Origin of the sequence: Citrobacter sp. wls613, from assembly GCF_005281195.1 — a bacterium.
In the GTDB taxonomy this organism is placed as follows: Bacteria; Pseudomonadota; Gammaproteobacteria; order Enterobacterales; family Enterobacteriaceae; genus Citrobacter; species Citrobacter gillenii.
This window is the reverse complement of record NZ_SZXN01000021.1, coordinates 38651-65312: the sequence shown is the minus strand read 5'-3', so window position 1 is coordinate 65312 and position 26662 is coordinate 38651. Positions and strand designations below refer to the sequence as shown.

At 52.8% G+C, this 26662-nt stretch carries 25 protein-coding genes; 13 read left to right on the top strand and 12 right to left on the bottom strand.

Annotation, left to right across the window (positions count from 1 at the left end):
• Window positions 1-117 precede the first annotated feature (117 nt).
• Window positions 118-405, bottom strand: coding sequence for a DUF2623 family protein (locus tag FDX01_RS03945; protein ID WP_096755675.1), 288 nt, complete (start codon window positions 403-405; stop codon window positions 118-120).
• Window positions 406-490: 85 nt separating this feature from the next.
• On the bottom strand, window positions 491-2131 hold the full coding sequence (locus FDX01_RS03940; RefSeq protein WP_117342764.1) for a methyl-accepting chemotaxis protein: 1641 nt from the start codon (window positions 2129-2131) through the stop codon (window positions 491-493).
• Window positions 2132-2512: 381 nt separating this feature from the next.
• Here FDX01_RS03940 and FDX01_RS03935 point away from each other — a divergent pair, with 381 nt between their 5' ends.
• Window positions 2513-3553: an aldo/keto reductase gene (locus tag FDX01_RS03935; RefSeq protein ID WP_135911406.1), complete on the top strand. Its 1041-nt coding sequence runs from the start codon at window positions 2513-2515 to the stop codon at window positions 3551-3553.
• A gap of 53 nt (window positions 3554-3606) precedes the next feature.
• Here FDX01_RS03935 and FDX01_RS03930 read toward each other — a convergent pair whose 3' ends face one another.
• The gene (locus FDX01_RS03930) at window positions 3607-4101 is read right to left on the bottom strand and encodes a TIGR00645 family protein (RefSeq protein ID WP_115257490.1); all 495 of its coding nucleotides are present in this window, start codon (window positions 4099-4101) and stop codon (window positions 3607-3609) included.
• 70 nt (window positions 4102-4171) lie between these two features.
• Window positions 4172-4675 (bottom strand): ESA_00282 family adhesion-associated protein, encoded by a 504-nt coding sequence (locus tag FDX01_RS03925; RefSeq protein ID WP_115257489.1) that lies wholly within the window; start codon window positions 4673-4675, stop codon window positions 4172-4174.
• 105 nt (window positions 4676-4780) lie between these two features.
• On the opposite strand from FDX01_RS03925, the gene FDX01_RS03920 reads away from it, so the two are divergent.
• Together FDX01_RS03920 and FDX01_RS03915 are read left to right on the top strand one after the other, a co-directional pair.
• The gene (locus FDX01_RS03920) at window positions 4781-5185 is read left to right on the top strand and encodes a hypothetical protein (protein WP_137363349.1); all 405 of its coding nucleotides are present in this window, start codon (window positions 4781-4783) and stop codon (window positions 5183-5185) included.
• 1 nt (window position 5186) lies between these two features.
• Complete coding sequence (locus FDX01_RS03915) at window positions 5187-5594, top strand: cytoplasmic protein (RefSeq protein ID WP_137399269.1); 408 nt, start codon at window positions 5187-5189, stop codon at window positions 5592-5594.
• Between the two features lie 63 nt (window positions 5595-5657).
• On the opposite strand, the gene exbD is transcribed toward FDX01_RS03915, so the two are convergent.
• Together exbD and exbB are read right to left on the bottom strand one after the other, a co-directional pair.
• Entirely contained in the window at window positions 5658-6083 is a 426-nt protein-coding gene (gene exbD / locus FDX01_RS03910) for a TonB system transport protein ExbD (protein ID WP_096755670.1), read from the bottom strand.
• Between the two features lie 6 nt (window positions 6084-6089).
• A complete protein-coding gene (gene exbB, locus FDX01_RS03905; protein WP_096755669.1) occupies window positions 6090-6824 on the bottom strand; it encodes a tol-pal system-associated acyl-CoA thioesterase in 735 nt (244 codons plus the stop codon).
• Window positions 6825-7074: 250 nt separating this feature from the next.
• Between exbB and metC the strand changes: the two genes are divergently transcribed.
• Both metC and yghB read left to right on the top strand, forming a co-directional pair.
• Window positions 7075-8262 carry a cystathionine beta-lyase gene (gene metC, locus FDX01_RS03900; RefSeq protein WP_137399268.1) on the top strand — a complete coding sequence of 396 codons (1188 nt, stop codon included), beginning with the start codon at window positions 7075-7077 and terminating at the stop codon, window positions 8260-8262.
• A 131-nt stretch (window positions 8263-8393) separates the two neighbouring features.
• Window positions 8394-9053 (top strand): DedA family general envelope maintenance protein YghB, encoded by a 660-nt coding sequence (gene yghB / locus FDX01_RS03895; RefSeq protein ID WP_115257486.1) that lies wholly within the window; start codon window positions 8394-8396, stop codon window positions 9051-9053.
• 80 nt (window positions 9054-9133) lie between these two features.
• On the opposite strand, the gene FDX01_RS03890 is transcribed toward yghB, so the two are convergent.
• Window positions 9134-10033, bottom strand: a complete 900-nt coding sequence (locus FDX01_RS03890) for an AraC family transcriptional regulator (protein WP_135953045.1) — start codon at window positions 10031-10033, stop codon at window positions 9134-9136.
• 194 nt (window positions 10034-10227) lie between these two features.
• On the opposite strand from FDX01_RS03890, the gene yqhD reads away from it, so the two are divergent.
• From yqhD to FDX01_RS03875, 3 genes are all read left to right on the top strand, one after another.
• Window positions 10228-11391: an alcohol dehydrogenase gene (gene yqhD / locus FDX01_RS03885; protein WP_137399267.1), complete on the top strand. Its 1164-nt coding sequence runs from the start codon at window positions 10228-10230 to the stop codon at window positions 11389-11391.
• A gap of 222 nt (window positions 11392-11613) precedes the next feature.
• The gene (gene dkgA / locus FDX01_RS03880; RefSeq protein ID WP_135911403.1) at window positions 11614-12441 is read left to right on the top strand and encodes a 2,5-didehydrogluconate reductase DkgA; all 828 of its coding nucleotides are present in this window, start codon (window positions 11614-11616) and stop codon (window positions 12439-12441) included.
• 182 nt (window positions 12442-12623) lie between these two features.
• Window positions 12624-14084, top strand: coding sequence for a DASS family sodium-coupled anion symporter (locus tag FDX01_RS03875; RefSeq protein WP_170974751.1), 1461 nt, complete (start codon window positions 12624-12626; stop codon window positions 14082-14084).
• A gap of 86 nt (window positions 14085-14170) precedes the next feature.
• Here the strand turns inward: FDX01_RS03875 and FDX01_RS03870 are convergent, their stop codons facing one another.
• Window positions 14171-16342, bottom strand: a complete 2172-nt coding sequence (locus tag FDX01_RS03870) for a YgiQ family radical SAM protein (protein ID WP_137399265.1) — start codon at window positions 16340-16342, stop codon at window positions 14171-14173.
• Window positions 16343-16737: 395 nt separating this feature from the next.
• Here FDX01_RS03870 and FDX01_RS03865 point away from each other — a divergent pair, with 395 nt between their 5' ends.
• Window positions 16738-18213 carry a TrkH family potassium uptake protein gene (locus FDX01_RS03865; protein WP_115257482.1) on the top strand — a complete coding sequence of 492 codons (1476 nt, stop codon included), beginning with the start codon at window positions 16738-16740 and terminating at the stop codon, window positions 18211-18213.
• A 16-nt stretch (window positions 18214-18229) separates the two neighbouring features.
• On the opposite strand, the gene ftsP is transcribed toward FDX01_RS03865, so the two are convergent.
• From ftsP to FDX01_RS03845, 4 genes are all read right to left on the bottom strand, one after another.
• On the bottom strand, window positions 18230-19642 hold the full coding sequence (gene ftsP / locus FDX01_RS03860) for a cell division protein FtsP (RefSeq protein ID WP_115257481.1): 1413 nt from the start codon (window positions 19640-19642) through the stop codon (window positions 18230-18232).
• A 71-nt stretch (window positions 19643-19713) separates the two neighbouring features.
• Window positions 19714-20451, bottom strand: coding sequence for a 1-acylglycerol-3-phosphate O-acyltransferase (gene plsC, locus FDX01_RS03855; RefSeq protein WP_117342675.1), 738 nt, complete (start codon window positions 20449-20451; stop codon window positions 19714-19716).
• 195 nt (window positions 20452-20646) lie between these two features.
• The gene (parC, locus tag FDX01_RS03850; protein ID WP_096755658.1) at window positions 20647-22905 is read right to left on the bottom strand and encodes a DNA topoisomerase IV subunit A; all 2259 of its coding nucleotides are present in this window, start codon (window positions 22903-22905) and stop codon (window positions 20647-20649) included.
• A gap of 129 nt (window positions 22906-23034) precedes the next feature.
• Window positions 23035-23427, bottom strand: coding sequence for a YgiW/YdeI family stress tolerance OB fold protein (locus tag FDX01_RS03845; RefSeq protein WP_096755657.1), 393 nt, complete (start codon window positions 23425-23427; stop codon window positions 23035-23037).
• A 153-nt stretch (window positions 23428-23580) separates the two neighbouring features.
• Here FDX01_RS03845 and qseB point away from each other — a divergent pair, with 153 nt between their 5' ends.
• The 4 genes from qseB to FDX01_RS03825 all read left to right on the top strand — a co-directional run bounded on the left by qseB (window position 23581) and on the right by FDX01_RS03825 (window position 26621).
• Entirely contained in the window at window positions 23581-24240 is a 660-nt protein-coding gene (gene qseB / locus FDX01_RS03840; protein WP_096755656.1) for a quorum sensing response regulator transcription factor QseB, read from the top strand.
• Complete coding sequence (qseC, locus tag FDX01_RS03835; RefSeq protein WP_115257478.1) at window positions 24237-25586, top strand: quorum sensing histidine kinase QseC; 1350 nt, start codon at window positions 24237-24239, stop codon at window positions 25584-25586. The genes qseB and qseC overlap by 4 nt, the downstream gene beginning before the upstream one ends.
• A gap of 108 nt (window positions 25587-25694) precedes the next feature.
• Window positions 25695-26276 (top strand): NAD(P)H-dependent oxidoreductase, encoded by a 582-nt coding sequence (locus FDX01_RS03830; RefSeq protein WP_137399264.1) that lies wholly within the window; start codon window positions 25695-25697, stop codon window positions 26274-26276.
• 30 nt (window positions 26277-26306) lie between these two features.
• Window positions 26307-26621, top strand: a complete 315-nt coding sequence (locus tag FDX01_RS03825) for a putative quinol monooxygenase (RefSeq protein WP_096755653.1) — start codon at window positions 26307-26309, stop codon at window positions 26619-26621.
• The last annotated feature ends 41 nt before the right edge of the window (window positions 26622-26662 follow it).

Here is a 26662-nt window from a genome sequence, read left to right as displayed (position 1 = left end):
GCGCCATTACCACACTTTTTATATGGTTATGTGCGTTATAATACTTCGGCAGGGCAACAAAACGAAGGTGTAGGTCAATAGTGTAATTAATTAAAGCAAGATAATACCCCTTTCGGATCAAGCTTCGAGCCGATAACCGGCCATGAAAAAGCGAATTGTTGTACTGGACTGGTTCTCCTTGAAGAAATCCATCACCATTTCTTTATCCAGCCCGTAGCGGCGCGTGAGGATCCCCGCCTCCCACGCACTCAGTTGCCGATCGCCCGTTCGTTCAAACATCCGATGTGAAAAGCCCAGCACAAAGCCACGCTTATAGTCAGCACAAAAATTCGCCACCGTTCGCGCGCTATCTGCACTTGAGGCGTTTAATCCTGCCATCAGGCCTTTTCCAAAATGGTTATCCATGCATTACCTCCAATCGCTATATAATAAATTATATAGCGATTTTTTAAGCAAAGGCCAGAGGTATCACGCACTTTTTTGTGCCAGATTAAAAGGCCACCCATTCATCCGGTTTAGATGCTTTAGGCGCAGCGCTTTCTTCGGTGGGTAAAACGGTGTTGGTTGGTGCATGCTGCACGTCACTTGCGGAAAGCCGGAACTGCTGAACGGCACGCTGCAGGTCTTCGGTTTGTCGCTCCAACGCCACTGCCGCCGCCGATACCTGCTCCACCAGCGCGGCGTTTTGTTGGGTCACGCTGTCCATTTGTGTGATCGCGACGCTCACCTGTGAGATGCCTTTATTCTGCTCTTCAGAGGCGGAGGCAATTTGTTTCATAATTGCCGTCACTTCGGTTGCTCCGCGCAGAATAGCGTCCATCGTCAAGCCGGTCTCCTTGACCAGACGCGCGCCCTGATCGACACGGCGCGCCGACTCGCCAATCAACGTCTCAATCTCTTTCGCCGCGCCTGCGCTGCGGCTGGCAAGATTTCGCACCTCACCGGCAACCACCGCAAAACCACGGCCCTGTTCGCCCGCTCGGGCCGCTTCGACGGCGGCGTTGAGCGCCAGGATGTTGGTCTGGAATGCGATGCTGTTAATAACTGAGGTAATTTCGGCGATCTGCTTAGAACTGGCAGCAATCCCGTCCATGGTATCCACTACCTGCGAAACCAGCGTGCTGCCTTTGCCCGCCGTTTCTGATGCCGTATCGGCAAGCTGGCTGGCCTCGCGCGCATTCTCAGCATTCAGTTTCACCGTGGCGGTGAGTTGCTCCATGCTGGCGGCGGTCTCTTCCAGCGCTGCGGCCTGCTCTTCCGTACGCGAAGAAAGATCGTTATTGCCGCTGGAAATCTCCGTCGCGCCGCGCCAGATGTTGTCACTGCCTGACCGAATCGTACTGACGGCTTCACGCAGGCTGTCCTGCATCGCACTGAGTAAAGGCACCAGTTGCCCTACGCAATTACGACCAAATTCTTCAATCGGATGGCTAAGGTCGCCGTGGGCAATCTGGCGGAACTGCTGGCGAATGCGTGCCAGCGGCTTCACCATCATTGCCACAAGATAGCGGTCGGTAAAGATAAGAATGGCAATACCGAGGATAACGGCGGTGATAATCAAGGTGCGGATAATCGATGTTTTACCGTCGACCATAATGCGCGTCGCATCCAGTCGCTTACCGGCGGCGGTATTAAACCGCTCGGCGCTGGCACCAAAATCGCGGCTTAGCGCCGGTGTAACGGTGCTGGCATGCTCTGACCAGGCGGTAAGCGATCCCTGCTGCGCCAGTTGCATCTGCGGGATCACACCTTTCTCCAGCAGCGCTTGCCACGTCGTCAGCACCGCGGTGGCAATTTCCGCATCCATCGGCCCCGGCGACAGCGTTTTCATCTGCTCAAGTTTTTTACGCATGCCATCCAGAGATTGCTGAGCCGGACCAAAGTCAGGCGTTCCGCCGCCGATTTTGACATCCACAGCTCGGCTTAGCCGCGTGACAAAGCGAAAGTACTGATCGTTCCCCTGACTAAGAACCGTCATCTGCTGTACGAGATGACGATCAATCTCATTGCCTTCTGATATTTTAGATAACGAATGGAGGCTAAATAACCCCACGCCCGACCAGAGCAGGCAAAATAGTCCCAGTATTGCCAGCATGACAATACGAATAGTGAAGTTTTGCAGCAAACGCATAATAGTTTCCTTGCCGTAGATGAGGATTTTCGCCATCAGGCGAGACTTATCCTTGTTATCGGCAGGTCACGAAGAAGATATAATGCGTTGTTTATTTTTTTACTTTTTTAAGCACATCGACTCTTCCTGTTCCTCCCCGTTATATCGATATGAAGGCTAATAAAACCAGCAATTATTATTACCTGGGGAATCAAATCCATACGTTAATTAAGTGCGTACCTATCTGGCCCGACGCCTGAGGGTTACTTTCAACACGAAACACAACTCTCAGTTTTTCATCTCAATGTGACCTGGTGAACGGGATAATCATCGTGAAACAGCTAGAATAGAAACGTCGTTTCGAAATTCACCTGCACGATTAACCTGCACTAAGGAGATCTCATGGCCTGGTTTGCCAACCCTGAACGTTATGAGCAAATGCTCTATCGCTACTGTGGTCGCAGCGGTTTGCGCTTGCCTGCACTGTCGCTGGGTTTATGGCACAGTTTTGGACACGTCCAAGCACTGGATTCACAGCGTGCCCTGCTGCGTAAAGCATTTGATTTAGGCATCACGCATTTCGATTTAGCCAATAACTACGGGCCGCCGCCGGGCAGCGCTGAAGAAAACTTCGGCCGATTATTGCGTGAGGATTTCGCGCAGTACCGTGACGAATTAATCATCTCTACCAAGGCTGGCTACGACATGTGGCCGGGACCGTACGGTTCTGGCGGCTCGCGTAAGTATCTGCTTGCCAGCCTCGACCAGAGCCTGACACGCATGGGCCTCGACTACGTCGACATTTTCTATTCTCACCGCGTTGACGAAAGTACGCCAATGGAAGAGACCGCTGCGGCGCTGGCTCACGCCGTGCAAAGTGGCAAAGCGTTGTATGTTGGTATTTCATCTTATTCCCCGGAGCGCACGCAAATAATGGCCGACCTGCTGCGGGAATGGAAAATTCCGCTGCTGATCCACCAACCGTCCTACAACCTGCTTAATCGCTGGGTCGACAGCAGTGGCCTGCTGGATACGCTGGACACAAACGGTATTGGTTGCATCGCCTTTACCCCGCTGGCTCAGGGGTTGCTGACGGGGAAATACCTGAACGGTATTCCAGAAGGTTCGCGTATGCAGCGTGAAGGGAAAAAAGCCCGTGGCCTGACGGAAAATATGCTGACGGAAGAAAATCTTAACAGCCTGCGGTTGCTGAACGAGATGGCGCAACGGCGTGGACAGTCGATGGCGCAAATGGCATTGAGCTGGTTACTCAAAGATAACCGCGTGACGTCAGTGTTAATTGGCGCCAGCCGTCCCGAACAGTTAGAAGAAAACGTTCAGGCGTTGAATAACCTGGCATTCAGCGCTGAAGAACTGGCGCAGATAGATAAGCACGTCACCGACGGCAAGCTCAATCTGTGGCAGGCCTCATCAGATAAATAATCGTCTAAACAGTATGCCGGGGGCGGTAAAATTGCCGACCCGGCCGTACTGATTTAGTGATTGTGGCGCGTCAGTCGATCCAGATACCCCATCACAAAGGCTGAGAGCACAAAGGTCAGGTGGATAATGACGTACCACATCAGCTTGTTATCAGGGACATTTTTAGCATCCATAAAAATACGCAATAAATGGATGGAAGAAATGGCCACGATAGACGCCGCAACCTTATTCTTCAGTGACGTGGCATCCATCTTACCCAGCCAGCTCAGCTTCTCTTTGCCTTCAGTAATATCCAGTTGTGAGACAAAATTCTCGTAGCCGGAGAACATCACCATGACCAGCAACCCACCGACCAGGGTCATATCGACCAGCGACAGTAGTACCAGAATGAGATCGGCTTCTGCCATCGAAAAGATATTGGGCAGAACGTGAAAGATCTCCTGAAAGAATTTCAGCGCCAGGGCAACCAAAGCAAGAGAAAGGCCAAAATACACGGGAGCAAGCAGCCAGCGGGACGCGTACATTGCGTTTTCCAGAAAACGTTCCATATGATCCTGTCTTGTAACTAAACCGGGCAGTAGTATATCGCAATTGTGCAACATCGAAACAACATACGCCTCAAACCTCTTCGGCATTGATGGGCGGGCGCTGGAGCTCTGGCCACACCAGTGCGACGAGTGCAGGATAGGCTTCCAGGCTGAACTCCCTGAAACATTGACGCAAATTGAGCACATCTAAATCGGCGTGCGGGACTTTCTCTCCGCTCAGGCAGCGTTTTTTGATGTTGTCGTAATATTTGTAGACCGCTGAATTGAGATCGCTGCAGCGCCGCTGTGCATCAAATAGCCCTGGCGTTTCATTTAACTCCACCATGGTCATACGCTTTATTGTCGAGTGGATAAAATCAATATATTCATGATTGACCCGCCAATACCATACCGGCGTAATCGAATTCATCAATGCTGAGAAATGATCTTCCCCCTCTTCTTTGCTAAGCGTTTCCAGTTTGGGATAAGAGGTAAGTTCCTCATTCGATCGATTTTTATTTGCACCGCGCATCAGCACAAGAACCCCGCAGGTAAGCAATAGCAGGGTAATAACAGAATAAAATATACTGTTCATATACAGGCTCCATTTTTTTTGATTTTAAAATTACCCCATGCTATTGTCAACGCAGCCTGTCTTATTAAAAAAACTTACCTCACTGGCAGTAAAGGATATTTCAACATGCTTCCCGAGCATCTTGTTCCCTCTCGTTTTCATTTATCTACATCCCCAACCAATACTGATACCGTAGAAAATAGTGAAAATTTGACTCAGGGAAAGACAACCTTAAGCGAGTTTGAAGCGGATATTTTAATTAGCGCCACCGCTACCGGTCAGACCCGTAACATGTTATTTGAAGAATGTGACCGCCATTTAAAAGAGCGACTGTTTCGCGCAGCAAAAATCGAATCATTCACCCGTCTGCTTAATTCACTGCAAGCAGAAGGTGACATTAACGCACAAGAATTAAGTAAAATTTTGGCAAAAAACACTGCGTTAATAAATGAGCAGGGCAATAAAATTTGGCTTAATTTACTGACTCGCGAAACCAGCGATCCGATTTTTTATTCTCTGGAAGAGAAATAAAATGAAAGATGTTGAGGATAACAACGTTTATTTGGCTTTAGACAACCATAAAAGTGACGAATTTGTCTTAAAGCAGAATCTGGATATCTTAATTGCCAATAAAAATGCCACGCTGGAGAACGTGGCTCAGGAAATAGTATCAATACCCGCAGCCCTGGTACGCATGAAGTGGCAAAACCGCCGGGAAATCTATGCTCTGCAAGCCAAAGAAGAGATCTACGGTGCCACCATTGAAGCCATTATTGCCCAACAGCCGGCGCTGCGGGACAAAATCATGGCCCGTCTGGAAAGCGCGTACCAGCATTTACTCGCGCGAGAAACGGCGACATTGCGCCTGACGCGTAAGCTATCTGAAGGGAGTTATGCCGCGACCAGAGTCACTACCGTCGCGCTGGACGAAAAGAAATGAGGGGATGGAGGAAGCCGAAAGAGGAGGCCGGGTAAGGCGAAACCCTTCACCCGGCAACAGAGATTACTTCGCTTTCACGGTCTCTTCACCAACCAAACCAATCTTCAGGAAACCTGCCTGATGCAGCGTATCCATCACTTTCATCATGGTTTCATAGTCGACAGTTTTATCAGCCCGGAAGAAGATAGTGGTGTCTTTCTTGCCTTCTGTCAGCGTGTTTAGCGCGTTAATCATGGTTTCATCGGTCACCTGATCGTTGCCGATAAACATCGTGTTATCCGCTTTCACTGACAGATAAACCGGTTTTTCAGGACGCGGTTGCGGCGTGCTGGTCGAAGCCGGTAGATTCACCTTCACATCCACCGTTGCCAGCGGCGCGGCCACCATAAAAATGATCAACAACACCAACATAACATCGATAAACGGCGTGACGTTGATGTCGTGCATTTCACCGTTATCGTCCAGGTTTTCATTAAAACTCATTGCCATGGAACATTATCCTACACGTAATTTCTGCGCAGCGCGTACCGGATGCGCCGCAGCGCTTGCACTCAGGTCAAGATCGCGACTTTGCAATAACAGCACCTGTGCCGCAACATCACCCAGCATGGCTTTGTAGCTGCCAATCTGACGGGCGAAGATGTTGTAGATAACAACAGCAGGTATAGCGGCAACCAAACCAATCGCGGTGGCTAACAGCGCTTCTGCAATCCCCGGCGCAACCACGGCCAGGTTCGTCGTTTGCGTTTGTGCAATACCGATGAAGCTATTCATGATGCCCCATACTGTACCGAACAGACCCACAAAGGGAGAGATAGCCCCAATGGTCGCCAGGTATCCATTACCCCGCCCCATATGACGCCCTACAGCTGCAACGCGACGTTCCAGGCGGAACCCGGTACGCTCTTTAATCCCTTCGTTGTCATCGCTGCCTTCTGACAGTTCCAGCTCGTTCTGCGCTTCGTTAATTAACATTGCGCCCAGGCTTTTGGCATCGAATCCAGCGGCAATCTCACTTGCCTGGTCTAAAGAGCGGGCATCTGCCAGCAGTTGCTGTTCGCGCTTAAGACGGCGCTTCTGCGTAAAGAACTCAAGGCTCTTACTGAAGAAGATAGCCCAGGTGACCACGGACGCCAAAATTAGCCCAATCATCACGCACTTAACCACGATATCGGCGTGCTGATACATACCCCAGACGGAAAGGTCCGTCTGCATCAAATTATTACCCACTCTGTATCTCCAGGACGCAAATCACAAAATCTGAGCGTAATGATATCAAAAAGACGTCGAATTGATAGTCGTTCTCATTACTATTTACATAGTGCCGCACCTTTGGTTTCTTTTCCTTGCGCTTACGCAGTAAAAAAGTCAGCAGACACATTTTGGGACTATTTTCTACTTTATGGCCCTTCTGCAGGATGCGTCGCCGAAGATCCATGCTAGTTTAGACATCCAGACGTATAAAAACAGGTAACCCAACATGGCAGACAAGCATCTTGAGACCAAACTCGTTCAGGCAGGACGCAGTAAAAAGTACACGCAGGGTTCCGTCAACAGCGTGATCCAACGCGCCTCTTCACTGGTATTCGAATCCGTTGAGGCTAAAAAACAGGCCACCCACAACCGCGCTAACGGCGCACTTTTTTACGGACGCCGCGGCACGCTGACACATTTCTCCCTGCAGGAAGCCATGTGTGAGCTGGAAGGCGGCGCGGGTTGCGCCCTGTTTCCCTGCGGCGCCGCAGCCGTTGCCAACACGATTTTGGCCTTTGTTGAACACGGCGACCACGTGCTAATGACCAACACGGCCTATGAGCCGAGCCAGGATTTTTGCACGAAAATCCTCGGCAAGCTCGGCGTAACCACCGGCTGGTTCGATCCGTTAGTCGGTGCCGATATTGTGAAGCACATTCAGCCGAACACCAAAGTGGTATTTCTGGAATCTCCCGGCTCCGTCACTATGGAAGTGCATGATGTTCCGGCGATTGTCGCCGCCGTCAGAAGCGTAGCGCCGGACACCATCATTATGATCGATAACACCTGGGCTGCCGGGGTGCTGTTCAACGCGCTGGATTTTGGAATCGACATCTCAATTCAGGCGGGCACCAAATACCTGATTGGCCATTCCGATGCAATGGTCGGTACGGCGGTATCAAATGCCCGCTGCTGGGACCAACTGCGCGAAAACGCCTATTTAATGGGGCAAATGCTGGATGCCGATACCGCCTATATGACCAGCCGCGGACTGCGGACTCTGGGCGTTCGTCTGCGCCAGCATCACGAAAGCAGCCTGAAGGTTGCCGAATGGCTGGCCGATCATCCGCAGGTCGCCCGCGTCAACCACCCCGCGCTTCCCGGCAGCAAAGGGCACGAATTCTGGAAACGTGATTTTACCGGCAGCAGCGGTCTGTTCTCGTTTGTGTTGAATAAGAAGCTGAACAATGACGAGCTGTCAGCGTATTTGGATCACTTTACGCTGTTCAGCATGGCCTACTCCTGGGGCGGGTTTGAATCACTGATTCTGGCCAATCAACCCGAACACATTGCCGCCATCCGTCCTGAAGGCAACGTGGACTTCAGCGGAACGCTCATCCGTTTACACATCGGTTTAGAAAATGTTGACGATCTGATTGCGGATTTAGCCGCCGGATTCGCCCGAATCGAGTAACATTGCCGCAGTTGGACATATATGCAGACACTTCTGGTGGAAAAGTCTGCAATTGTTGCGTCCGGGATCAAGGCATCCCGGACAATTCAGGAGTACAATCCACTCATAAATGCTGTTCCACAGGAAAGTCCATGGTAGTCATTCAAGATATTATCTCCGCGCTCTGGCAACACGATTTTGCCGCGCTGGCAGATCCGCACGTTGTGAGTGTGGTGTACTTCGTCATGTTTGCCACGTTGTTTTTAGAAAATGGTCTGCTGCCTGCTTCCTTTTTACCCGGAGACAGCCTGCTGTTACTGGCCGGAGCGCTGATCGCGCAGGACGTGATGAGCTTTCTCCCGACAATTGCTATTCTGACTGCCGCAGCCAGTCTGGGCTGTTGGCTGAGCTATATTCAAGGGCGCTGGTTGGGCAATACGCGGACGGTGAAAAGCTGGCTGGCGCAATTACCTGAAAAATATCATCAGCGTGCCACCTGTATGTTTGACCAACACGGTCTGATGGCGCTGCTCGCGGGACGTTTCCTGGCATTTGTTCGCACCCTGCTGCCAACAATGGCGGGGATTTCAGGTCTGCCTAACCGCCGGTTTCAGTTCTTTAACTGGCTGAGCGGCCTGCTGTGGGTCACCGTGGTCACCAGCTTTGGCTATGCTCTCAGCATGATCCCATTCGTTAAACGCCATGAAGATCAGGTGATGACCTTTCTGATGATCCTACCCATCGCGCTGTTAACTGCTGGTCTGCTAGGTACCTTGTTCGTGGTGATTAAAAAAAAATGCTGTAGCGCCTGAGTCGTCATCGTTGGCCGGGTAAAATCACCCGGCATTTTCGCCTGATGCCGCTTTGCTAATCAGGCCAACGGTGAACATCATTAACTTCCCTGCATCGTCCGAATTCTTGCCGCATCCTCCCCCGGCGTTACGCCAAAGTACCGTTTAAACTCGCGGCTAAACTGCGACGCGCTCTCATAGCCAACCCGCATTGCTGCCGCGCTGGCCTTCATGCCGTCGTGAATGATCATCATCCGAGCCTTATGCAGGCGATAACTCTTCAGATACTGCAGCGGTGAAGTGCTGGTCACCGATTTAAAATTATGATGAAACGCCGACACGCTCATGTTGGCTTCTGCCGCCAGTTGCTCAACGTTGAGGTTCTCGGTGTACTTGTTTTCGATGCGCTTCAGCACGCGACTGATCAAACTGAAATGCGTCTGACGACTGACCAACGCAAGCAGCGCGCCACCGCGTGGACCGGTCAGCACATGGTACAAAATCTCACGGATGATCTGTTTTCCCAGAATTCGCGCGTCCAGCGGTCGCTCCATCACATCCAGCAAACGCTCGGCCGCGCAAAGAATCTCATCAGAAAGCGTGGCCGAGTTTATTCCGCTCGCCGCCATTGCAGGCTGGAACAGTTCATCTTCGCCAATGTCCATCAGGAGTTCCTGCAATTGCAGGATATCGACATTCAGCCGCAGACCGGCCAGTGGAATCTCCGGTGTCGCATACGTTTCACATTCAAAGGGTAAAGGTACGGTGAGCAGCAGGTATTCGTTGGCGTCATAACGAAATACACGCTCATTGATGTAACCAATTTTATGACCAGAGAAGAGAAATATAATGCCAGGTTCATACATCACAGGGGTGCGCAGCCCAGGCTCCATGCCATACAGTAAACGCACATCAGGCAGCAATTTATTGAGTTTATTTTCATTATTTTTCAGCTGCTTAATTTTTTCCGTCAGCAGAAGGCAGACATCATCACGGTTCATAGAGCGCCCTTTCGTCATCGAATTGTAACGTCCACAGTGTGCGTATTTTTATCCGTTTTCTCCAGTAGTCTGTAGAAATAGGCAAGACATTGGCAGAAATGAGCATTGAGAGGAATGCGTCTGACGACCACAATGTTCACCATCAGGCAGACACTCACCTGCCCTCTTTTTTTACCCACACAAGGTAACGAGCAATGAATAACTTTAACCTCCATACCCCAACCCGCATTTTGTTCGGTAAAGGCGCTATCGCTGAACTGCGCGATCAAATCCCTCAGGATGCTCGCGTGCTGATTACCTACGGCGGCGGCAGCGTGAAAAAAACCGGCGTACTGGCACAGGTTCAGGATGCCCTGAAAGGTCTGGATGTACTGGAGTTTGGCGGAATTGAGCCGAACCCGTCTTATGAAACGCTGATGAATGCGGTCAACATCGTGCGTGATGAGAAGGTGACATTCCTGCTGGCCGTCGGCGGCGGCTCTGTTCTCGATGGCACTAAATTCATCGCCGCAGCGGCCCATTACGCTGAAGGTGTCGATCCGTGGCGCATCCTGGAAACTCACGGCAACGACGTAAAAAGCGCCATCCCGATGGGCTCCGTTTTGACCCTGCCGGCAACCGGCTCTGAATCAAACTCCGGCGCGGTAATTTCCCGCAAAACCACCGGCGATAAGCTGGCCTTTATGACACCGTTTGTCCAGCCGGTCTTTGCCGTGCTGGATCCGGTTTACACCTACACTCTGCCGCCGCGTCAGGTCGCAAACGGCGTAGTGGACGCGTTTGTTCACACCGTAGAGCAATACGTAACATACCCGGTCAACGGCAAAATACAGGACCGCTTTGCCGAAGGTATTTTGCTCACATTGATAGAAGAGGGCCCGAAAGCGTTGCAGGAGCCAGAAAACTACGATGTCCGCGCCAACGTCATGTGGGCAGCGACCCAGGCGCTGAACGGCCTGATTGGCGCAGGTGTACCGCAGGATTGGGCTACCCATATGCTCGGTCACGAACTGACCGCGATGCACGGTCTCGATCACGCACAAACACTGGCCATCGTTCTGCCGGCACTGTGGAATGAAAAACGCGACACTAAGCGCGCCAAACTGCTGCAATACGCGGAGCGCGTCTGGAATATCACCGAAGGGAGTGATGACCAGCGTATCGATGCCGCCATTGCCGCGACACGTCAATTCTTCGAGAAGATGGGCGTCCCAACCCGCATGTCCGACTACGGTCTGGATGGCAGTTCCATCCCGGCGTTGCTGGAAAAACTGGCAGCGCACGGTGGGACGAAACTGGGCGAACATCAGGACATTACGCTGGACGTCAGCCGCCGCATTTACGAAGCGGCACGCTAGGTTTTTTGACCTCTGACTTTCGTTTTTGGGTATTTATACCAGGCTTAAGTCACACAAGCCTCACCGGGGCTGCTCCGGTGAACTCAATTTACACCCAATCATTCATGGTGCATCGAGGCGGCAATTGAGTGAATCCCCGGGAGCGTACATAAGTACGTGACCGGGGTAAACGCAAGCAGCCAACAAAGAGGCAGCCTGAAGGATTCAGTGTAGGGGGGAATTATGACCAGTCCGACCATTATCAAGCTACAGGATGGTAACGTCATGCCTCAACTGGGCCTGGGGGTCTGGAAGGCAAGTAATGAGGAAGTCATCTCCGCGATCCATAAAGCGCTGGAAGTCGGTTATCGCTCTATTGATACCGCTGCCGCGTATAAAAATGAAGACGGTGTCGGTAAAGCATTACGCGACAGCGGCGTGCCCCGGGAGGAGTTATTCATCACCACTAAACTGTGGAATGACGACCAGAAACGACCCCGAGAAGCGTTGCTCGAAAGCATGGAGAAACTCCAGCTCGATTACCTCGATCTTTACCTCATGCACTGGCCCGTCCCGGCAATCGACCATTACGTTGAAGCATGGGAAAACATGATCGACCTGCAAAAACAGGGACTCATTAAAAGCATTGGCGTGTGCAACTTCCAGATCAACCATCTCCAGCGCCTGATGGATGAAACGGGCGTTGCGCCAGTGATTAACCAAATCGAGCTGCACCCGCTTTTACAGCAGCGGCAGCTTCATGCCTGGAACGCCACGCATAAAATCCAGACTGAATCCTGGAGCCCGCTGGCACAAGGCGGCAAAGATGTGTTCGATCAAAAGATAGTTCGCGATCTCGCCGAAAAATACGGTAAATCACCGGCACAAATTGTCATTCGCTGGCATCTGGATAGCGGCCTGGTGGTGATCCCTAAATCAGTCACTCCTGCGCGTATCGCGGAGAACTTTGATGTCTGGGACTTCCGCCTGGACAAAGATGAACTAGGCGAAATGGCCAAACTCGACCAGGGCAAACGTCTGGGGCCGGACCCGGACCAGTTCGGCGGCTAATCCCTTCTCTCCAGCCCGGCATCCCAGTCGGGCTCTTCCTGCATGGAAATATCAAGAAACAATTCACTTACATTTATTGATGTATTTATTTCAGTCGCTGGAGCAGCATTGCGCCACATAACCTACTAATTATTCACTAAATATATTCATACGGTGAATATATTCACAATGTATATAGGTGCATGACCGTGGCTGAAAAAAAATCGCAGGGAGTTAAATGGCTCCCATTAATTCTAATAATTTTGATTTCAGCCGGGCTCTGGCAACTTACCCCACCAACGGGATTAAGCGCTTCCGCCTGGCATTCGGCAATTATTTTCGTGGCCACTATCGCCTCTATCGTGGCAAAAGTTCTGCCCATTGGCGCAGTCGGTATTATTGGCATAACCGTCTTTGCCCTCGCCTATGCCGCCGGGGATAAAACCGCCAGCGGTGCGATTACCACCGCTCTGAGCGAACTGAACAGTTCACTCATCTGGCTGATCGTCGTTGCCTTTATGATTGCCCGCGGGTTTATCAAAACCGGCCTTGGTCGACGTATCGCCCTGCAGATGATCCGCCTGCTCGGCAAGCGCACGCTCGGACTTGCCTACGGCCTGGCGTTTGCCGATCTGATCCTCTCTCCGGCGATGCCCAGCAATACGGCACGCTGCGGCGGCGTCATCTATCCGATTGCCGACTCACTGGCGCGCAGTTTTCATTCCAATCCGGAAGATGAATCGCGCAGCAAAATCGGCACCTTCCTCATTACCTGCATTGGCAACGTCAACGACGTCACCGCCGCACTGTTTATGACCGGCTATACCGGCAACCTACTGGCAGTAAAACTGGCGGCCAACGCCGGGGTCACGCTAACCTGGGGAAGCTGGTTTATGGCGGCGCTGCTGCCTTGCATGGTGTCTTTGCTGTTGGTTCCGCTGCTGGTGTACTGGCTGGTGCGTCCGGAAATTAAACACACGCCGGATGCCCCGAACCTGGCCCGTCAGGAACTGGCGGAAATGGGCAGCATGTCACGCGGTGAGTGGTTGATGCTGGGTACCGTTGGCGTCCTGCTGGTGCTGTGGATTTTTGGCGATACGCTAGGCGTCGATGCCACCACCGCGTCGTTCGTTGGACTCTCAATTTTACTGCTCAGCGGTGTGCTGAGCTGGGAAGACGTCAAAAGCGAAAAAGGTGCATGGGACACGCTGATTTGGTTTGCCGCACTGCTGATGATGGCAAACCAATTGAAGAAGCTCGGTTTCACCACCTGGTTTGGTAATCTGATTGGCGATAGCCTCAGCAGTACCATGCATGGCACCAGTTGGGTGGTCGTCCTGCTGCTGCTTAACGCCGCCTACTTCTACACCCACTACTTTTTTGCGAGCGGAAATGCGCAGATCGCCGCATTGTACGCGGTATTCCTTGGCGTCGGCCTACATCTGAATATCCCGGCAGCCCCGACCGCGTTGATGCTGGCTTTCACCAGCAGCCTGTACTGCTCTCTCACCCAGTACACACATGCGCGTGGTCCGATCCTGTTTGGTGCGGGGTATGTGCCGACGGGCGTCTGGTGGCGAACAGGGTTTATCGTCAGCCTGTTTAACCAGGCAGTCTTTATTACCGTAGGTCTGATGTGGTGGAAGGTGTTGGGGCTGTACTAAAACAGATTTGCCGGATGGCGGTGCAAGCACCTCATCCGGCTTTCAAAGCAGTGGCCCAGTAAGCAGAGCGCTACCGGGCTTCAGGATTAACGCCCTGCTACTTTGCCACGTTTTTTATTCGCGGCGGGCGTCTGGCGCTGGTGTGCAACAGGCGTGTGCTTGGTCAGTGCCGGGCGAGTATGACGATTCTGGCGACGCGCTTCACGCATTTCTTCCAGCGTAGGCGACGGAACCAGACATTCACGACGACCGCCAATCAGGTGCTTTTTACCCATATCTTCCAGCGCCTGACGGATTAACGGCCAGTTAGCCGGATCGTGGTAGCGCAGCAGCGCTTTATGTAAACGACGCTGCTTATCGCCTTTCGGCACCACCACATCTTCACTCTTATAACCAATTTTACCCAGCGGATTTTTCCCGGTGTAATACATGGTTGTCGAGTTCGCCAGCGGTGATGGGTAGAAGTTCTGTACCTGATCAAGGCGGAAACGACGCTGCTTCAACCACAACGCCAGATTCACCATATCTTCGTCACGCGTACCCGGGTGCGCAGAGATAAAGTAAGGGATCAGATACTGCTCTTTACCGGCCTGCTTCGAGTAGGTGTCGAACAGCTCTTTAAAGCGGTCGTAGCTACCCATGCCCGGCTTCATCATCTTCGACAGCGGACCTTCTTCGGTATGTTCCGGTGCAATCTTCAGATAGCCACCAACGTGGTGGGTCGCCAGCTCTTTGATGTAGCGCGGATCTTCCACGGCGATGTCGTAGCGCACGCCGGACGCAATCAAAATCTTTTTGATGCCTTTCAAATCACGCGCGCGACGATAGAGGTTAATCGTCGGTTCGTGGTTGGTGTCCATATGCGGGCAGATGTCCGGATAAAGGCACGACAGACGACGGCAGGTCTGTTCCGCACGTGGCGACTTACAGCGCAGCATGTACATGTTGGCCGTTGGGCCACCCAGATCAGAAATCACGCCGGTGAAGCCCGGTACGGTATCGCGAATCGCCTCGATCTCGTTGATGATCGAATCTTCAGAACGGCTCTGGATGATGCGTCCTTCATGCTCGGTGATCGAACAGAAAGAACAGCCGCCAAAGCAGCCGCGCATAATGTTGATGGAAAAACGGATCATCTCGTAGGCCGGAATACGGCTGTTGCCATATGCCGGGTGCGGGACACGTTTATACGGCAGCGCGAAGACGCTATCCATCTCTTCGGTCGACAGCGGGATCGCCGGAGGGTTAACCCAAATGTAGCGGTCGCCGTGTTTTTGCATCAGGGCGCGCGCGCAGCCAGGGTTGGTTTCGTGGTGCAGAATACGTGAGGCGTGAGCGTACAACACTTTGTCGCCTTTCACCTTCTCATAAGACGGCAGCAGCACGTAGGTTTTTTCCCACGGCTTCGGACGCGCAGGCTGAACGGTCACCGCTTTGGCTTCCTGCTTTTTAGGCGCTACTGGCTTGTTATCTGCACACGGTAAATCTTCACCGTACGGATGCGGGATAGGGTCAATTTTCCCCGGCATATCCAGACGCGTGGAATCCACACCGCTCCAGCCGGGCAGCGCTTCTTTAACCATAATCGCGGTGTTACGCACGTCGCGGATTTGGTCGATGGTTTCACCCATCGCCAGGCGGTGCGCAACCTCAACCAGCGGACGTTCACCGTTGCCGAACATCAGCATATCCGCTTTGGAATCCACCAGCACCGAGCGGCGCACGGTATCAGACCAGTAATCGTAATGCGCGGTACGACGCAGGCTGGCTTCAATACCACCAAGGATCACCGGCACGTCTTTCCATGCTTCACGACAACGTTGGGTATAAACCAGTGTGGCGCGGTCCGGGCGCTTACCGGCGACGTTGTCCGGCGTATAGGCATCATCATGGCGCAGGCGACGATCGGCAGTATAGCGGTTGATCATCGAGTCCATGTTACCGGCGGTTACGCCGAAGAACAGATTCGGTTTACCCAGACGCATAAAGTCGTCTTTACTGTTCCAGTCCGGCTGGGCGATAATCCCGACGCGAAAACCCTGGGCTTCCAGCATACGGCCACAAATGGCCATACCGAAACTCGGGTGATCAACATAGGCATCACCGGTAACCAGAATAATGTCGCAGCTATCCCAGCCAAGTTGGTCCATCTCTTCTCGCGACATTGGCAGAAACGGCGCGGGGCCAAAACAGGCGGCCCAGTACTGCGGCCAGGAGAAAAGGTCTCTGTCCGGTTGGATCAGGGATATTGCGCTCATAATGCTTCCAAAAATGGTAAAAAAATAATCAAAGGCCGGGGATTATACGCTGTATGTCCGCCAGAAATGAAGCGGAGTCTGAGCCAGACGAGTAGAAAGTTAAATAAATTGTTAAATTTTACTACGCCTACTTTTATCTATACCCAAAATAATTCGAGTTGCATGAAGGCGGCAAGTGAGTGACAAATTCGTCAGGAAAGAATTTGAACAGCCAAAGGCTGGCCTCCGGTGAGGGACATGGATGTCCCTCATTAATCTCCAGGAGCATAGATAACTATGTGACTGGGGTGAACGAACATAGCTAACGCACATGCTACTTGAAGTATGACGGGTATATCATAATTGACATCATGTCTTGCCAGCCGTACCAGGTCTTTTTGGCGGGGGATTTTCCATTGCATCGCAACGAATCACTTAATATTTCCCAGCTGCGGGTTGTTCTTCACCTGTGCGGATTTCTGGTTCTCCTGTACAGCTTCTCTATGCTGCCGCCGATGGCCATCGCCTTGCTGAACAAAGAACGGAGTTATTTTGCTTTTTTGAGCACCTTTGCCGTTTTTTTTTCCCTCGGCGGCGGTGCCTGGCTGGCGACAAAACGTGCGGGCATTCAGCTACGAACCCGCGATGGGTTCGTCATCATCGTTCTTTTTTGGCTACTTTTTTCATTCATCAGCGCCATGCCGATGTGGATGGAAGACGGGTTAAATCTCTCCTTTGCCGACGCCCTGTTTGAAGGCGTCTCCGGTATTACCACCACCGGGGCGACGGTTATTGACGATGTCGGCGCGATGCCCAGATCTTATCTGTATTATCGGGCACAGCTCAATTTCATCGGCGGTCTTGGCGTTATCGTCCTCGCCGTTGCCGTCCTGCCGCTGCTGGGGATCGGCGGCATGAAGCTGTATCAGTCTGAAATGCCAGGGCCGTTTAAAGAAGAACGCCTGACCCCACGACTTGCCGATACCGCACGTACGCTGTGGCTAACCTATGTCACCCTGGGGTTTGTTTGTACGCTGGCCTACTGGATTGCCGGCATGTCGTTTTTCGATGCGTTATGCCATGGGCTTTCGACAGTCTCCCTCGGTGGGTTCTCCACCCGAAGCGAAAGTATCGGTTTTTATAACAGCCACGCCATTGAGCTTGTCGCCGGGCTGTTTTCGCTGCTATCTGCCTTTAACTTCACCCTCTGGTACGTCGCCATCGTCAAACGGACCTTCAAGCCCTTTCGCCGTAATGCCGAACTGCAGCTGTTTCTGATCATTGCGCTGGTGATCACCCTGATAGCCACCTGGCAGGTCTGGCGGGCAGGTATGTACAATTTAACGGACAGTCTGGTGCATGCTTTTTTTCTGGCAAGCTCAATGCTCACAGACAACGGCCTGTCGACGGCGGATTACGCCCAGTGGCCTTCACATACTATCTTCATGCTTCTCATCGCCAGTTTCTTCGGGGGGTGTATCGGTTCGACCTGCGGGGGTATTAAGGCGCTGCGTTTTTTAATTATGTTCAAGCAGTGCCGACAGGAATTACACCAACTGGCCCATCCTCGTGCATTGCTGAATATCAAAGTGGGTAATAGCGTGGTTAACGAGCGCGTGATCCGCTCAGTGTGGAGCTTCTTTTTTCTCTATGCTTTGTTTACCAGTTTTTTCGTCTGGGCGCTTAATCTGATGGGCTACGATCTCTTTTCCTCGTTCGCCACCGCCGCGGCCTGTATCAATAATATGGGGCTGGGATTTGGCGTCACGGCGGTCACGTTTGGTACTTTAAACGAAGAGGCAAAGCTGTTGATGTGCGCGGCCATGATCATGGGGCGTCTGGAAATCTACCCCATTTTGATCCTTTTCTCGCGCATGTTCTGGCGGGCGTAATAGCCTGCCCGGCACATTATGGCGCCGGGTTAACCAGCATCTGTCCGATCGAGCCACGATCGGCCATTTCCAGCGTCTGGCTGTTAAAGTAGAACGGGAAATGCGCCCAGGAAGGCTGTCCGTAATACACCAGCAGCTCAACCTGACCATCCACCCAAACGGTATCTTTCCAGCCCCGGTCTTCCGGGAACGGCATCGCGCCGTTCACATTGCGGATCAGGAAAGAGACGCCTTCGATATGGAAAGACTGCGGCATATCCGCCCGCACCGTCCAGCGCTCCCAGGAGCCCTGCTGAGCGGTAATGTCCATGCGGTTTACATCCCACAACTGCCCATTAATGCCGGGATCGTCATCAAGGCTGATCTCACGACTGCGAATCGGTGAGCCGCTTAAAATTTCCGTAGGCAACAAACGCATCGGCAGATTGTCGGTCACCAGCGGCAGCAGCCCGGTCGGGCGCAGGGTCAGTACCAGCGTGGAAATCAGAATACTGGAGGGCTCGAAGAAGCCGCGGATCCGGTCGACAATGCTGGCCGCCTCACCACAGGTGATCGACACTTCATCGCCGTTGGTCATGTCCACCAGAATCTCCCGGCGTTCGCCCGGGGCCAGCGAGAGTTGCTTCACCGAAACCGGCGCGGGTAAAAAGCCCTGATCGCCGGAAATCACATGCAGCGCGCGACCGTCACTCATTTGCAGTTGGTAACGACGCGAGTTCGACGCATTGAGTAAACGCAAACGCACCCAGCCGCGAGACACTTCCACATACGGGCTTTGTGCCCCGTTAACCAATAGCGTATCACCAACAAACCCGCCGCTGCCTGGCTCACTGTATTCAGGCGTGCCGAAGTTATCCAGGCGCTTGTCCTGAATAATGACCGGAAAATCATCCACGCCATAATGGTTGGGAATTGGCAGCGACTTACTGACTTCATCTTCAATCAGCCACATACCAGCCAGACCGTTATAGACCTGCTGCGCGGTACGGTTCGGCGTATTGGCGTGATACCACAACGTGGCGGCGTCCTGGCGAATGGGCAATACCGGCGCCCAGTCCGCATTCGGTGACATCATGCGTGCCGGCCCGCCCATCAGTGGGCCAGGAACCTGCAGCCCGGCGACGGTCATTGAAACATTCTCGGTAAGACGGTTGCTGTAAATAAGCTTGACGTCATCCCCTTTCCAGACGCGGATGGTCGGCCCCAGGTAACGCCCGTTAATCCCCCAGACCGGCGCGCGGGTGCCTTGCGTAAAGGACCAGTGAGCGCGTTGCAGGGTCATAAATAGCGGCTGTCCACGGCGAGACTCCAGCAGCGGTGGAACAGGTAACGGTTGTTGCTGACCGGCAGCATTAGCCTTCAGCGGAATAGCACCTGCACACAGTGCGATCCCCGATGTCTGAATGAACTGACGCCGACTGAGTGACATATAAGCTCCATGTAAAACTGGCGATTAACACGCAGGAAAGTATTTCCTGTAACAAACTCGGATGGCGCGAATCACACCTTACCGGTAGCTTCACGCTCGGCAACTTCTTTGTCGAGTTCGGCGATTTTTTGTTCCATTAACGTGCGGCAATGCGCGGCCAGTTCACGAACCTGATCCTTACCATAGTGGCTGATATCTACTGGCGGTAACATCTCGACGATCGCCAGACCATTATTTAATCGGTTAAGTTTAATCTTATTTGAGGTCGTTGAGACGCACACCGGGATCACCGGAACACCCGCGGCAATTGCCGCATGAAACGCGCCAGTTTTAAACGGCAGCAGACCACGACCACGGCTACGCGTACCTTCCGGGAACATCCAGATAGAGATACGACGTTTTTTAAAATGATTAACGACCGTCGCAATGGTGCTGTGCGCTTTGGCGCGATTGTTTCTGTCGATCAACAGGTTACCGGTGAGCCAGTACAGCAGGCCGAAGAACGGGATCCACAGCAGGCTTTTTTTACCGACCGTAACCGTCGGTGGTTGCACGATCTTCGCGGCGGTAACCATGTCATAGTTATTCTGGTGGTTACAAATATAGATAGCGTTGCCGTAGTCCTTTGCGTCCGGCGGCATGCGGCATTCCACCTTCAGGCCGTACAGGGGGGCCAGTCGACCAAACATATGGCCAAACGTCGAGACGTGTTTTGGATTTCGTGGGCTGAACAGACAATATATACAACCAAAAAAACAGACCAGAATGCAGTAAATTACGGTAATGAATAAACGAAAAATATATAGCATAACAACCTCTAAGGCCTAAGAGCCTGGCATTTTACGTCACCGGATGCAGAACCCTGCGTCAGGTTAGGGCTTTGTTAAGAGCGGCTCTCTGGAAAAGCGTATTGTTAATCGCAATGCACGAATAAACAACGGTTTCACGGGAATTTTTAATGTTGACTCTCCCTGCGTAAAAGCAGGGAGAGTCAGACGACAGCGTTATTCTTCGCTGTCGCCCTGACCGGCACGTCGTGGCGAGTCAATTTCGATACGGTCGATGCGCTGTAAACCGCGCATCAGCGTACCGCGACGCCCACGCTCGCCGGTCACCTTCTGCAGTTCTTCAGGACGCAGTTTAATTTTGCGTTTACCAACGTGAATGGTCAGCGTACTTTGCGGCGGCAACACGTAGAGGTGCGCCAGCCCATCATCCCCTTTCGCCGCTTCTGCAGACGGAATGTTGATGATCTTGTTCCCTTTCCCTTTCGACAATTGCGGCAGGTCACTGACCGGGAACATCAGCATACGCCCGGCATGGGTGATCGCCAGCAGCATGTCGCTTTCATCTTCAAGCACCACCGGCGGCATCACATGCGCGTTCTCCGGTAACGTAATCAATGCTTTACCTGCACGGTTGCGCGCCACTAAGTCATTGAAGGTGCAGACGAAACCGTAGCCAGCATCGGAGGCCATCAGCAGTTTCTGGTCATCACTTTCCATCAGCATATGCTCAACCGTCGCTCCCGGCGGTAGCGTCAGCTTACCGGTCAGCGGTTCACCCTGACCACGTGCCGACGGCAGCGTAATCGGGTCGATGGCATAGCTGCGCCCGGTTGAATCCACGAACACCACCGGCTGGTTGCTCTTGCCCTTCACCGCCGCCTTGTAGCTGTCACCCGCCTTATAGCTTAAGCCCGGCGCATCAATATCATGGCCTTTGGCGCTACGCACCCAGCCGCTTTGCGACAGTACAATGGTGACCGGCTCAGACGGCAGCATGTCGTGCTCGCTCATCGCCTTCGCTTCTTCGCGCTCTTTCAGCGGAGAACGGCGATCGTCGCCATAGGCATCTGAGTCTGCCTGCAGCTCTTTCTTCAGCAGGTTACTCATCTTGCGCTCAGAGGCCAGAATGCCCTGCAGCTGATCGCGTTCTTTCGCCAGCTCGTCCTGCTCGCCACGAATTTTGATCTCTTCCAGTTTGGCAAGATGACGCAACTTCAGTTCGAGGATGGCTTCAGCCTGGGTTTCAGAAATGCCAAACCGCGACATCAGCTCAGGCTTCGGTTCATCTTCATGACGAATGATTTCAATCACTTCGTCAATGTTGAGGAACGCCACCAGCAAACCTTCGAGGATGTGCAGGCGCTTGAGGACTTTTTCCAGACGATAGTTCAGACGACGACGCACGGTATCGCGGCGGAACGCCAGCCATTCGGTGAGGATCTCCAGCAGGTTTTTCACCGCCGGGCGACCGTCGAGGCCAATCATGTTCAGGTTGATGCGGTAGCTTTTTTCCAGATCGGTGGTGGCAAACAGGTGGTTCATCACCTGCTCCATATCCACACGGTTGGAGCGCGGCACGATCACCAGACGGGTCGGGTTTTCGTGATCCGACTCATCGCGCAGATCGTCCACCATCGGCAGCTTTTTATTGCGCATCTGGGCGGCAATCTGTTCCAGCACTTTGGCACCGGAAACCTGATGTGGCAGCGCGGAAATCACCACCGCGCCATCTTCTTTGGTCCAGACCGCACGCATACGCACGGAGCCACGTCCGTTTTCGTAAATCTTACGAATTTCTGCACGCGGGGTAATGATTTCTGCTTCGGTCGGGTAATCCGGTCCCTGGACGATATCCAGCAGCTGATCCAGCGTCGTTTTCGGCTGCTCAATCAGCGTAATCGCCGCTTTTGCCACTTCACGCAGGTTATGTGGCGGAATGTCCGTTGCCATGCCGACCGCAATACCGGTGGTGCCGTTCAGCAGAATATTCGGCAAACGCGCAGGCAGCATCTTCGGCTCCTGCATGGTGCCGTCGAAGTTTGGCACCCAGTCCGACGTCCCCTGGCCGAGTTCCCCCAGCAGCAGTTCCGCATATTTAGACAGTCGAGATTCGGTATAACGCATCGCCGCGAACGATTTCGGATCGTCCGGTGCCCCCCAGTTCCCCTGCCCGTCAACCAGCGGATAACGGTAAGAGAACGGCTGCGCCATCAGCACCATCGCTTCATAGCAGGCGCTGTCGCCGTGTGGGTGGTATTTACCCAGTACGTCGCCGACGGTACGGGCGGATTTTTTAAATTTGGCGCTGGCATTCAGCCCCAGTTCGGACATCGCGTAAACGATGCGTCGCTGAACGGGTTTCAGACCATCACCAATAAACGGCAACGCCCTGTCCATGATGACGTACATGGAATAGTTCAGATAGGCGTTTTCCGTGAATTCATGCAGCGCAAGGCGCTCTGCCATATCGCTCATTAATCGTGGTTCCTCAACTGTTAGCCCGAACAATACCCGGTATTCGTCAGGCAATATTGCCGCAGATACTACCCTATCTGGCGAGTTGAGTCACAAAGAAAAGGGCCGCGAACGCGGCCCTGATGGGGATTATTTGGTGACTTTGGTAATCTGTTTTACGTCGATTTCAACGGAGTTCCAGTCTTTATCCACTTCGCCCTGGATTTCTACGACATCCTGCGGCGTGACGGTTAAACCGTTCCAGCGCTTGTGGTCGATATCCACGTTCACCGTGCCAGATGCATCTTTAAACAGGTACAGATCGTCGGAGATACGCTCAACGATGTTACCGCGCAGCGTGACCCAGGTATCATCACGCAGCGATTTTGCGCTTTCTACCGTCGTGCTGCTGCCATTCGGACCCACAAATCCGCCCGCCTGGCTTTGCGTCGCCGTTGGGCCAGAGAATCCGCCCTGCTGCGCTGCCAGAACAGGTGCGGAACACAGTGCCATCACGGCAACCATTGCAGCTAATTTTTTCATCTTCATGTCTCCCTTATCATGTTGTTTCACGACTATTTAATAAGTTAATCCTTAACAACTTCTTAAGGCAAAAAAAGATTCTTTTTTTGCTGTACATCCCCGGTTGACACAAGGTTTACTGGCAGCCAACTGAGTGAGCGCAGGGAAGAACATATGCGTATTTTACTGGTAGAAGATGACGCGTTGATTGGCGACGGTCTGAAAACGGGCCTGAGTAAAATGGGGTTCACCATCGACTGGTTTACCGAAGGTCGTCAGGGTAAAGAGGCGCTTTACAGTGCGCCTTATGACGCGGTGATCCTCGACCTGACGCTGCCGGGTATTGACGGCCGCGATATCCTGCGCGAATGGCGCACAAAAGGAAAACAGGAGCCGGTGCTGATTTTAACGGCTCGCGACGCGCTGGCAGAACGTGTGGAAGGTCTGCGCCTCGGTGCGGATGACTACCTGTGTAAACCCTTTGCACTGATTGAAGTGGCCGCCCGACTGGAAGCGCTGGTACGTCGCGCCAGCGGTCAGGCTACCAGCGAACTACGCCACGGTCAGGTGACGCTTAATCCCGGCGCACTGGTCGCCACGTTCGCAGGCGAGCCATTGTCGCTCAAGCCGAAGGAGTTCGCACTGTTGGAACTGCTGATGCGTAATAAAGGGCGCGTCCTGCCCCGTAAACACATTGAAGAAAAACTGTATAACTGGGACGAAAACGTCTCCAGCAATGCGGTTGAAGTGCACGTCCATCACTTACGCCGTAAGCTCGGCAGTGATTTTATCCGCACCGTGCACGGTATTGGTTACACCCTGGGTGATGCATGAAATTCACACAACGCCTCAGCCTGCGCGTCAGGCTAACGCTTATCTTCACCATTTTGGTGCTGGTGACCTGGCTGATTTCCAGTTTTGTCGCCTGGAAGCAAACCACCGATAACGTCGACGAGATGTTTGACACACAGCTGATGCTGTTTGCCAAACGGCTGGTCACGCTGGATCTTGACGAACTAAAAGCCTCTGAGCGCTTTGCCCAAACGCCAAAGAAATTCAAACACGGCCATATTGACGACGATGTGCTGACCTTTGCGGTCTACACCCCGGACGGAAAAATGGTTCTGCACGACGGCGACAATGGTCAGTACATTCCCTATAGCTATCGCCGGGAAGGGTTTGACGACGGATATCTGAACGGTGACAACGATAAATGGCGCTTTATCTGGCTGACTTCAGCAGATAAAAAGTACCGGGTCGTGGTCGGTCAGGAGTGGGAATACCGCGAAGATATGGCGCTGGCGATTGTGACGGCCCAGCTGGTGCCGTGGCTGGTCGCCCTGCCGTTGATGCTGCTGATCCTGATTGTACTGTTAAGTCTTGAACTTAAGCCGCTGAAAAAGCTGGCGCAGGCTTTACGTTTGCGCGATCCGGAATCTGAAGAACCGCTGAGCTTGAAAGGCATTCCCGGCGAGGTTCGCCCACTGGTTGAGTCGCTCAATCAGCTGTTTACCCGTATTCACACCACCATGGTACGCGAGCGGCGCTTTACCTCAGATGCCGCGCACGAACTGCGTAGCCCGCTGACGGCGCTCAAGGTTCAAACCGAAGTGGCGCAACTGTCTGACGATGACCCGCAGTCACGACAAAAAGCGCTAATGCAGATGCAGACAGGTATTGACCGCGCCACACGCCTGGTCGATCAGCTGCTCACGCTTTCGCGTCTCGATTCGCTCAACAATCTTCAGGATGTCGCCGATATCTCACTCGAAGAGTTACTGCAATCCGCCGTCATGGATATCTACCACCCGGCACAGCAGGCCCACATCGACGTGCGCTTGCAGATTAACGCTCACGACGTTAAACGCACCGGCCAACCGCTGTTGCTTAGCCTGATGGTCCGCAATCTGCTGGATAATGCAATCCGCTACAGCCCGCAGGGTAGCGTCGTGGACGTGACGCTCAACAACCACTGTTTCAGCGTCAAAGATAACGGTCCGGGCGTTGCGCCAGAGGTATTACTGCACATTGGTGAGCGTTTCTATCGTCCACCGGGACAAAACGCGACCGGCAGTGGGCTGGGCCTGTCAATCGTCCGGCGTATTGCGACGTTGCACGGTATGTCCGTGTCATTCGCCAACGCCGCGGAAGGTGGATTTGAAGCCAAAATCAGCTGGTAGCGTTGAATTATTGCGCTACCAGCAAAAGACTTTGCACATTTTGCTAATTTCACCGCACCGATCATCGGCGTAAAATCGCTCTCAAACGTAATTCTTTGAGGACACAACATGAGCAACATTCTGATTATCAATGGCGCTAAAAAATTCGGCCATTCCAATGGTCAGTTGAATGACACCCTGACCGAGGTCGCGGACGGTATCCTGCGCGACCTCGGACATGATGTTAGAGTCGTGCGCGCAGACAGCGATTACGACGTACAAACAGAAGTGCAGAACTTTGTCTGGGCTGACGCCGTTATTTGGCAAATGCCGGGCTGGTGGATGGGTGCACCGTGGACAGTGAAAAAATACATCGATGATGTGTTCACTGCAGGGCACGGTACGCTGTACGCCAGCGATGGTCGCACACGTTCTGATACCAATAAAAAATACGGTTCTGGCGGCCTGATTCAAGGCAAAAAATACATGTTGTCCCTGACCTGGAATGCACCGATGGAAGCCTTTACTGACAAAGATCAGTTCTTCCACGGCGTCGGCGTTGATGGCGTTTATCTGCCGTTCCATAAAGCAAACCAGTTTTTAGGTATGGAAGCGCTGCCGACTTTTATCACCAATGATGTGATTAAAATGCCGGATGTCCCGCGTTATATCGCAGAATATCGCAAGCATCTGACCGAGATTTTTGGTTAACTAGTTACCTGGAATTAGAAGGAGTTAACCATGCTTACCGTTATTGCAGAAATCCGTACACGTCCAGGTCAACACCACCGCCAGGCGGTGCTGGATCAGTTTGCTAAAATCGTTCCAACCGTCCTGAAGGAAGAAGGCTGTCATGGCTACGCGCCGATGGTCGATCACGCCGCGGGTGTGAGTTTTCAGACCACAGCGCCGGATTCAATCGTGATGATTGAACAGTGGGAAAGCATTGCGCACCTTGAAGCGCATTTGCAAACCCCGCATATGAAAGCTTACAGCGAAGCCGTGAAAGGTGATGTGCTGGACATGAGCATTCGTATTCTGGAATCAGGTATTTAAGGTTGTTGATGTACCGGATGACGTCGCCCGCGACGTATCCG

Coding starts and splice junctions, on each gene's coding strand:
- FDX01_RS03945 (WP_096755675.1), bottom strand. CDS start 405: ATGGATAACCATTTTGGAAAAGGCCTGATGGCAGGATTAAACGCCTCA.
- FDX01_RS03940 (WP_117342764.1), bottom strand. CDS start 2,131: ATGCGTTTGCTGCAAAACTTCACTATTCGTATTGTCATGCTGGCAATA.
- FDX01_RS03935 (WP_135911406.1), top strand. CDS start 2,513: ATGGCCTGGTTTGCCAACCCTGAACGTTATGAGCAAATGCTCTATCGC.
- FDX01_RS03930 (WP_115257490.1), bottom strand. CDS start 4,101: ATGGAACGTTTTCTGGAAAACGCAATGTACGCGTCCCGCTGGCTGCTT.
- FDX01_RS03925 (WP_115257489.1), bottom strand. CDS start 4,675: ATGAACAGTATATTTTATTCTGTTATTACCCTGCTATTGCTTACCTGC.
- FDX01_RS03920 (WP_137363349.1), top strand. CDS start 4,781: ATGCTTCCCGAGCATCTTGTTCCCTCTCGTTTTCATTTATCTACATCC.
- FDX01_RS03915 (WP_137399269.1), top strand. CDS start 5,187: ATGAAAGATGTTGAGGATAACAACGTTTATTTGGCTTTAGACAACCAT.
- exbD (WP_096755670.1), bottom strand. CDS start 6,083: ATGGCAATGAGTTTTAATGAAAACCTGGACGATAACGGTGAAATGCAC.
- metC (WP_137399268.1), top strand. CDS start 7,075: ATGGCAGACAAGCATCTTGAGACCAAACTCGTTCAGGCAGGACGCAGT.
- yghB (WP_115257486.1), top strand. CDS start 8,394: ATGGTAGTCATTCAAGATATTATCTCCGCGCTCTGGCAACACGATTTT.
- FDX01_RS03890 (WP_135953045.1), bottom strand. CDS start 10,033: ATGAACCGTGATGATGTCTGCCTTCTGCTGACGGAAAAAATTAAGCAG.
- yqhD (WP_137399267.1), top strand. CDS start 10,228: ATGAATAACTTTAACCTCCATACCCCAACCCGCATTTTGTTCGGTAAA.
- dkgA (WP_135911403.1), top strand. CDS start 11,614: ATGACCAGTCCGACCATTATCAAGCTACAGGATGGTAACGTCATGCCT.
- FDX01_RS03875 (WP_170974751.1), top strand. CDS start 12,624: ATGACCGTGGCTGAAAAAAAATCGCAGGGAGTTAAATGGCTCCCATTA.
- FDX01_RS03870 (WP_137399265.1), bottom strand. CDS start 16,342: ATGAGCGCAATATCCCTGATCCAACCGGACAGAGACCTTTTCTCCTGG.
- ftsP (WP_115257481.1), bottom strand. CDS start 19,642: ATGTCACTCAGTCGGCGTCAGTTCATTCAGACATCGGGGATCGCACTG.
- plsC (WP_117342675.1), bottom strand. CDS start 20,451: ATGCTATATATTTTTCGTTTATTCATTACCGTAATTTACTGCATTCTG.
- parC (WP_096755658.1), bottom strand. CDS start 22,905: ATGAGCGATATGGCAGAGCGCCTTGCGCTGCATGAATTCACGGAAAAC.
- FDX01_RS03845 (WP_096755657.1), bottom strand. CDS start 23,427: ATGAAAAAATTAGCTGCAATGGTTGCCGTGATGGCACTGTGTTCCGCA.
- qseB (WP_096755656.1), top strand. CDS start 23,581: ATGCGTATTTTACTGGTAGAAGATGACGCGTTGATTGGCGACGGTCTG.
- qseC (WP_115257478.1), top strand. CDS start 24,237: ATGAAATTCACACAACGCCTCAGCCTGCGCGTCAGGCTAACGCTTATC.
- FDX01_RS03830 (WP_137399264.1), top strand. CDS start 25,695: ATGAGCAACATTCTGATTATCAATGGCGCTAAAAAATTCGGCCATTCC.
- FDX01_RS03825 (WP_096755653.1), top strand. CDS start 26,307: ATGCTTACCGTTATTGCAGAAATCCGTACACGTCCAGGTCAACACCAC.